Origin of the sequence: Streptomyces sp. DT224 (assembly GCF_049844595.1) — a bacterium.
In the GTDB taxonomy this organism is placed as follows: domain Bacteria; phylum Actinomycetota; class Actinomycetes; order Streptomycetales; family Streptomycetaceae; genus Streptomyces.
This window is the reverse complement of the sequence record NZ_JBNCLI010000047.1, coordinates 1-490: the sequence shown is the minus strand read 5'-3', so window position 1 is coordinate 490 and position 490 is coordinate 1. Positions and strand designations below refer to the sequence as shown.

General features: G+C 74.3%; 1 protein-coding gene. It reads right to left on the bottom strand.

Annotation, left to right across the window (positions count from 1 at the left end):
* Nucleotides 1–490 (bottom strand): ketoacyl-synthetase C-terminal extension domain-containing protein (locus ACLQ2N_RS35970; protein ID WP_425819999.1); only part of this gene is annotated, 490 nt, incomplete at both ends.

Here is a 490-nt window from a genome sequence, read left to right as displayed (position 1 = left end):
CCGAACCCGTAACCACCCCGGCCGCACCCGCACCGTCAGCAGCCAACGCCCGCAGCCCGGCCACGAGCTCCGCACGGTCAGCACCCACGACCACCGCACGATGCTCCAACACGCTCCGGCCACTCGCCAGCGACCAGGCGAGCGCCGGGTCGTCGACCTCCGCCGGCTGCTCGGTCACCCAGGCGTCCAGACGGGCGGCCTGGGCTCGCAGGGCTTCGGGGGTCCGCGCGGAGACGAGCCAGGGCAGCACGGGGAGTTCGGCCGCCTCGACGGTCGGCTCGGCCAATGCGTCGCCCTGCTCGATGATGACGTGCGCGTTGGTGCCACTCACCCCGAACGACGACACACCGGCACGGCGCGGGTGGCCGCTCTCGGGCCACTCGCGGGCCTCGGTGAGCAGCTCGACGGCGCCCGACGTCCAGTCCACGTGCGGGGACGGCTGCTCGGCGTGCAGGGTCTGCGGCAGGACGCCGTGGCGCATCGCCATGAC